Below are 6,923 nucleotides of genomic sequence, written 5' to 3' on the forward strand. Positions count from 1 at the left end.
CCGCGCGCCGACCGACGCCGAGCGGTCCGCGTTGGGCGACCTCGCCGGGAAGCTCCCGTTCGTCCTCGGCTGAGCGGTCGGCCCGGACCCGCGGGCCGGGCCGACCGCGGTCAGGTCAGCCGGTCAACCGGAAGGTGGCGTCGGCGCGGCCCGCCGCGTCGGTGATCGGGTCGAGCCGCAGCAGGTAGCTGTAGTGGCGGATGTAGCGGTCGGGGTGGTTGTAGGACTGGAACGACGACCACGACGACGACGCGAGCCCCGCGACCTGCCGGAACGTGGCATCGGCCTTGAACGTCGCCGTGCCGTCGTCGGCGGCGAGCACGAAGTCGTAGTTGTAGTGCCGCAGGTAGTAGCCGGGGTAGTTGGTCGACTGGATCGACACCGTCCCGGACCCGACCAGGCCGGGCACCACGCGGAACTGCGAGTCCTGCACCGGGCTCACGTTCGGGTCGATGCGGACGTCGAAGTCGGCGTGCCGCACGTACCGGTCCTGGAAGTTGTAGGACTGGATGCGGTTGACGGGCGTGGTGGCGCCCCACTTGCCCAGGACCCGGCCCTCCTCGGCGGAGGTGAGGTTGAGGATGGAGCCGTGGCGCTTGCGCGTGCCGCCGAGGTTGTAGTCGGTCGTGGTCTGGAAGTTGCGGGTGCTGCCCAGGTTGGTGGACAGGACGGGCATGTACCCGCGGCCGCTGGAGTACTGGTCGAGCCACAGGGCCCACTGGTCGCGCCCGTTGAACCGCATCCACATCGGGCCCTCGACCTGGCTGCCGGTGATGCCCAGGTGCGACAGGTCCCCGATCCTGGTCCACGCCCCGAGGACCGAGTTCGCGCCCTCCACGGTGATCTGGCCGTCACCGGAGGCCCGGTAGTAGCGGTAGCCGCCGACGCTGGTCGGTGACTCGACGATCTGGGTGTCGATGATGCCCTGCGTCCCGGCGCGGTCGATGTAGAGCACCGGTGCGGTGGTGGTGCGGAAGTCCTTGGTGCGCGTGTAGTAGATGCGGTGCTTCTTGACGCCGTTCAGGGTGGCGTTCGTGGCCCAGTAGACGACGTAGTCGCCTGTCGCGGGGTCGTGGATCGCCTCCGGCGCCCAGGCGTCGCCCGCGCCGGGGATCGCGCCGGCCACGTCGAGCAGGCGCGGCGCGGACCAGTTCACCAGGTCCGCGGACTCCCAGACCACGAGCGACCTGCTGCCGTTGTTGGCGGCGTCGGACCACGAGGTGCCGTTGGCGATCCGCAGGTCCGTGGCGATGATCCAGTAGCGGTCGCCGGCGGGGGAGCGGACCAGCGCGGGGTCGCGGACGCCGCGCGTGCCGACGGTGGACAGCAGCACCGGGGCGCCGTTGTTCAGGTCGGTCCAGTGCAGGCCGTCCCGGCTGTGGGCCAGGTAGATCTGCTCGCCGGTCGCCTGCTCACCGATGAAGTGGGCCATCAGGTACCCGGTGAACGGCTCCAGCGCCTCGGCACGCCGGTCGGTCGCGACCGACCAGGAGGTGAACAGCAGGGCCACGGCGGCGAGCAGCGCGCCGACCCTGGGCAGGACTCGTGACACTGGCGGATCTCCCTTGATCACAGGGTCGGGACGATCGGGGCGATGGTGCCGTCGGCGTTGAACGCCATGCGGTCGACGGTGACCTCGCGGTTGGTGCCGTTGCCGGCCGGGACGGCGAACCGGTGGTAGGCGACGTACCAGGTGTCGCTGTCGGGGGCCTTGACCACGGAGTGGTGCCCGGTGCCCTTGATCCCCAGGTCGAGCCGCTTCTGGAGCACGACGCCCCGCTTGGTCCACGGGCCGAGCGGTGACGTCCCGGTGGCGTAGGCGACCTGGTAGTCCTCGTCGCGCGTGTCGTTCTCCGACCACATGAAGTAGTACGTGCCGTTGCGCTTGAACACGAACGACGCCTCGCGGAAGCCGCTCTGGGTGATGGTGCGCACCTTCGTGGCGTCGAACGACACCATGTCGGCGTTGAGCGGCACGACGTACGCCGTGCCGTTGCCCCAGTAGAGGTAGGACTGGCCGTTGTCGTCGGTGAACACCATCGGGTCGATGGCCTGCCCCGCGTACGTGCCCGCCCGGATCAGGGGCTTGCCCAGCGCGTCGCGGAACGGGCCGGTGGGGGAGTCCGACACCGCCACGCCGAGGTGCTTGCCCGTGTCGCCGGACGCCGCGCCGCCGCTGAAGTACAGGTAGTAGCGGCCGTTCTTGGCCACCACGGCCGGCGCCCACGCCGAGTTGTCCGCCCACGACACGTCCGGGCCGTGGTCGAGGATCACGCCGTGGTCGGTCCAGTTCACCAGGTCGGTGGAGGAGAACGCCTTGTAGTACGTGCCGGACCAACCCGCGTAGCCGTCGGTGGTCGGGTAGAGGTAGTAGCGGCCGTTGAAGTTCGTGATGTGCGGGTCCGCGAACAGACCGGGGATGACCGGCCCCTTGGTGGTCTTCGGCGTCCACGGCGCGGTGAGGCGGAAGGAGCTGTCGGCGCGGAACGCCGCCGTGTCCTGGTAGGTGTCCACCCACAGCTCGTAGTTGCGGTGCCGCACCCGCCGCTCCGGGTGGTTGAACGGCGTCAGCGACACCGAACCGGACACCGACCCGGCGACGGCGCAGAACGTGGCGTCCGCGCGGAACGTCGCGTCACCGGTGTTGGTCTCCAGCCGCACCCGCCAGTCGTAGTGGCGCAGGAACCGGCCGTTGGCGGCCTGGAAGGAGTAGCACGACGGCGAGGCCAACCCGTTGACGACGGTGAAGGTCGCGTCCGACTTCACCTGCGCCGTGCTGCCGGACGTCACCGGGTCCACCCGCCCGAGGTAGTCGGCGTGGCGCACGTACCGGCCCGGGAAGTTCACCGACTCCAACGACCGGGCGCCGGTCGGCAGGGTGTCCGCGTGCGCGGGACCGGCCGGTGTGACGAGCGTGCTGACGGTGACGAGTGCCAGCACGGCGAAGGTGCGTGCTCGTCGGTGCATGGTCCGCTCCGATCTTCGTTGGTCGGCGGTACCGGCCGCCCTCTCGGACGGCCTCTGTTATCGCTAACAGCGCTGGAGTGGTGCGGAGGCGATGGTAGTTCGTCGGCTGAACAAAGAAATGTGCTGCGATCAGGGCGCATTCGGAACGGCGCACGCGGCAAAAACGACGGAAGTGATGTTATCGCTAACACTATCGGAGCCGCAAGCCTTCACCCGCGGATCCGATCTCGACCGCGAACGCTCGGTCCGCCGAACCGCGGGTGGCGCCGCGCGCCCCGGCGGCCCACCCGGTCAGCGGGGCACGAGCACGCGCCAGCGATCCGGCAGGGGAGGGCGGCGACCACGACCACCCGCGCGAGCGGCCCGTCGCCCCAGACCCGGAACAGGACTGCCACCACCACCGCGACCAGGATCGGTTCCAAGAGCACTCGGAACGCTCGGACCCACCGGGGTGCCGCGTCGACCCGCAGCGCGGTGAGGGTGTCCGCTTCGTCGGGCCCGTGCTCGACCGCGGGAAGCGGATCCCCGATCCGGTGATCCGCGAAACGCCCGCGCCCTCCGCCGGATATCCGTTCGACGGCACCGCGGAGCCCTGACACAGTGACGCGACATGGCGAACGTCGAGCTGGTGACCGCGGCGGACCTCCACCTCATGCAGGGTCTGGCGCAGCGCGTCACCGCCACCCGCCCGGACCTGGTGAGCAGCGACGCGTCGTTCGGCGAGCTGGCCTGGAACTGGGGCCGGGGGCACGCGGGCGAGGACGCGAACCGACCGCGTCGGCTGTGGTTGTCCGGCGGAGACCTGGTGGCGTGGGCCTGGGCGCACCTCCCGCACCGGGTGACGCGGACCGACGGGTCGGTGCGGGACGTCACCGCCGCCTACCTGGCCTACCAGGTCCACCCCGAGCACGCCGCGCTGGTCGACGAGGTGATCGACTGGTACGACACCGCGGCCGGGGCCGTCGAGCGCACGGTGCTGCCGAGCGCCGCCGACGGGTTCGGGCTGGGCCGGTGGGCCGCGCACGGCTACGTGACCGACCCGGCTTCGCTCGGGGACACCGGGTACTGGACCCAGCTCAACGAACGGGATCTCACCGACGTGGAGCAGCCGGTGCTGCCGCACGGGTTCCGGTTCCGCACCGCCGACGAGGCCGGACCGGAGGCCGCGGTCCGGGCCCACGTCGACGCGTGGGCGCCCACGTCGTACACGGCCCGGGCCTACGAGGGCGTCCGACGCACGACGGCCTACCGCGGCGACCTGCACGTCCTGGTGGAAGCGCCGGACGGGACGATGGCCTCGTCGACGATCATGTGGCTGGACGAGGTGAACCGGACCGTCGAGTTCGAGCCGGTCGGGACGCACCCGGGCCACCGGCGCCGAGGCCTGGCCAGGGCCGTGCTGCTGCACGGGATGCACCTCGCGCGGGCGGCCGGGGCCGGTCACGCGACGGTCGCCTGCCTCGGTGCGCCGGGACACCCGCAGGCCCGCGAGCTGTACCGCGGCGTCGGCTTCCGGGAGTTGTCACGGGACGCGCCGCTGGTCAAGACCGGCTAATCGGGCCGTTGCTGCGCCGGGACGCCGGCGCACCGACGGGGTCGTCCTCGGACCGCTCGACGGTCGTGACCACGTCGCCCACCGCGATCCGGCCGGGACGGACGACGGCGTGCTTCGCGCCGAACACCACGCCGCCGGCGGTGGCACGGCGGTAGGTGGCCAGGGTGCGCAGCGGCTCCGGCCCGACACGGGTGCCGTCGAGCTGGTCGACCACCGTGACCGCGCAGCGGGTCGCGGGTTTGGCGTAGCCCAGCTCGACGCCACCCGCCGTGAGGCGGAGGACGTGGTCCTCCTCGTGCGCGTCCCAGCCGTCGACCACGACGTTCGGCCGGAACCGGCTCAGGGGCACCGGTCGGCCGCCGCCCGCGGTGATCCGCTCGTTCAGCTCCCGCAGCGACGCCTCGGACAGCACGTGCACCGCGCAGCTGTCGGCGTACCCGGACGTGCCGGGGGTGAGGCCGTCGGTGACCCGCCGGTGCTCGGGCGGCGCGAGCACCAACCTGCTCGGTGCGCCGAGGACCGCGGTGAGCCACGCCGCCACGTCGTCACCCTGGTCGATCCCGGTGTAGGGGTTCCCGAACAGGGTGACGGACCGTCGAGGCGCGGTCTGGTCGACCGGCACCCGGATCGCGCCCGCACCGGGCGCGGACAGGCTGAGGCACCCGGCGTCCTCGCGGACCTCGGGTCGGATCGTGGCCAACAACGGGTCGCGGCGCTGGGACCGGTAGGTGCCCGCGAGGTCGGTGACCAGGAAGCATCGGTCGTGCTCCAGACCCGCCGGACCGACCGCACCGGCCGGCACACGGACGCCGGCACAGCCCTTCACCGGGTAGTGGTACAGCTCGGAGATGGTCGCCACGCGGCAACAGTAGACAGGATCGGGCGCAACGCGATTGCCTATTGCTGCTGTATTTGGTGCTTGTGAGCAACAATGGCGCGTGGACAGCATCGACCGGGCAATAATCGAGCAGCTGCGCGCGGACGCACGGCTGACCAACACCGAACTGGCCGACCGCGTGGGCCTCACCCCGGCGCCGTGCCTGCGCAGGGTCCGCCGCCTCGAACAGGACGGCGTGATCACCGGCTACCACGCCCGCCTCGACCCGGCCAGGACCGGCCGCGCGTTCGAGGTGGTCGTCAACGTCGACCTCGCCGTCAAGGACCGCGCCACCGTCGCCCGGTTCGAGGAACAGGTCGCCGCCCACCCCGAGGTCGTCGAGTTCCGCCGCATGTTCGGCCTGCCCGACTACTTCCTCCGCATCGCGACCGCGGACCTGGAGTCGTTCGAGCGCTTCGTCACCGAACGCCTGGAGGGCACACCGGGCATCGGCCGCGTCGACTCGCACCTGACCATGAAGACGATCAAGCACGAGCCGTGACGCCCTGGCGGGCCGGAGGGGTTGCGCTCGACGCGTCGGCGTCACCAGACTGGGCGCTTCCGCTCACGTTGGGGGACACCATGCGGACATCGCTCCTCGCCGCGCTGGCCGTGAGCCTCCTCGTGGTCGCACCGGCCGCGAGCCTGCCCGGGGCCGCGCCGTCGGCCGAGGCGGCGACGATCGCCTGGCAGCCGTGCCCGGACCAGCCCGCGGCCGAGTGCGGCACGGTGTCCGTCCCGCTGGACTGGGCCGCCCCGCGCGGCCCGAGGGTGGACCTGGCCGTGTCCCGGGTGCGCGCCACCGACCCGTCGCGGCGGATCGGCGTCGTGTTCGTCGACGCGGGCGGTCCCGGCGGGTCCGGCGCGTTGTTCGCCCAGGCCCCGTACCTGAGCGCCGACGTGCGCGCCCGGTTCGACGTCGTCGGCTTCGACCAGCTGGGCACCAACGACAGCTCGGTGATCCGCTGCTCGTCGGACCTGATGGGGCAGAACCCCGGGGACGACCCGGCGGACGAGGCCGCGTTCGCCGCCCTGGCCCGCCACAACCTCGCCGTGCGCGACGACTGCCGCGCCCGCAACCCCGCGTTCGACCACGTGGACACGGCCCGTTCGGCGCGGGACCTCGACGCGGTGCGCGCGGCGCTGGGCGAGCGGAAGATCAGCTTCTACGGCATCTCCTACGGCACGCTGCTCGGTCAGCAGTACGCGGAGCTGTTCGGCTCGCGGGTGCGCTCGATGGTGCTGGACGGCGTGATCGACCACAGCGCCGACCTGCGGCACTTCCTGCTGGACCGGGCGCGTGCGGTGGAGGAGGCGTTCACCGCCTTCGCCGCGTGGTGCGCGGAGAGCACCTCGTGCGCCCTGCACGGCCAGGACGTCCACGCGGCGTGGGAGAAGGCCCTGGTCGCCGCGGACCGGATCGGCCTGGGCCGGGCCGACCTGATCACGTCGGCGTTCGGTGACCTGCGGGACGGTGCTTGGGACCTCCTGGCGTCTCTGTTCGCGGACGTCGGCAACGCGGGC

6 protein-coding genes are annotated in these 6,923 nt (G+C 71.9%); 3 read left to right on the forward strand and 3 right to left on the reverse strand.

Annotation, left to right across the window (positions count from 1 at the left end; genetic code table 11):
• Positions 1-115: 115 nt before the first annotated feature.
• Both AB0G02_RS24755 and AB0G02_RS24760 read right to left on the reverse strand, forming a co-directional pair.
• Positions 116-1,552 carry a glycoside hydrolase family 43 protein gene (locus AB0G02_RS24755; protein ID WP_360797866.1) on the reverse strand — a complete coding sequence of 479 codons (1,437 nt, stop codon included), beginning with the start codon at positions 1,550-1,552 and terminating at the stop codon, positions 116-118.
• 17 nt (positions 1,553-1,569) lie between these two features.
• A complete protein-coding gene (locus tag AB0G02_RS24760; protein WP_360797868.1) occupies positions 1,570-2,967 on the reverse strand; it encodes a family 43 glycosylhydrolase in 1,398 nt (465 codons plus the stop codon).
• A 610-nt stretch (positions 2,968-3,577) separates the two neighbouring features.
• On the opposite strand from AB0G02_RS24760, the gene AB0G02_RS24765 reads away from it, so the two are divergent.
• Positions 3,578-4,522: a GNAT family N-acetyltransferase gene (locus tag AB0G02_RS24765; protein ID WP_360797870.1), complete on the forward strand. Its 945-nt coding sequence runs from the start codon at positions 3,578-3,580 to the stop codon at positions 4,520-4,522.
• Here AB0G02_RS24765 and AB0G02_RS24770 read toward each other — a convergent pair.
• Positions 4,509-5,381, reverse strand: coding sequence for an MOSC N-terminal beta barrel domain-containing protein (locus AB0G02_RS24770; protein WP_360797872.1), 873 nt, complete (start codon positions 5,379-5,381; stop codon positions 4,509-4,511). The two genes, AB0G02_RS24765 and AB0G02_RS24770, sit on opposite strands and share 14 nt — an antisense overlap.
• A gap of 79 nt (positions 5,382-5,460) precedes the next feature.
• Here AB0G02_RS24770 and AB0G02_RS24775 point away from each other — a divergent pair, with 79 nt between their 5' ends.
• Both AB0G02_RS24775 and AB0G02_RS24780 read left to right on the forward strand, forming a co-directional pair.
• Complete coding sequence (locus tag AB0G02_RS24775; RefSeq protein ID WP_360797874.1) at positions 5,461-5,901, forward strand: Lrp/AsnC family transcriptional regulator; 441 nt, start codon at positions 5,461-5,463, stop codon at positions 5,899-5,901.
• Positions 5,902-5,981: 80 nt separating this feature from the next.
• On the forward strand, positions 5,982-6,923 hold a 942-nt coding region (locus AB0G02_RS24780; RefSeq protein WP_360797876.1), incomplete at its 3' end, for an alpha/beta fold hydrolase.

The organism is Actinosynnema sp. NPDC023658 (assembly GCF_040639995.1).
Taxonomy (GTDB): Bacteria; Actinomycetota; Actinomycetes; order Mycobacteriales; family Pseudonocardiaceae; genus Actinosynnema.

Excerpts from the sequence above, each read along its gene's own strand:
- AB0G02_RS24765 (WP_360797870.1), top strand. The coding sequence starts at position 3,578 with ATGGCGAACGTCGAGCTGGTGACCGCGGCGGACCTCCACCTCATGCAG.
- AB0G02_RS24760 (WP_360797868.1), bottom strand. The coding sequence starts at position 2,967 with ATGCACCGACGAGCACGCACCTTCGCCGTGCTGGCACTCGTCACCGTC.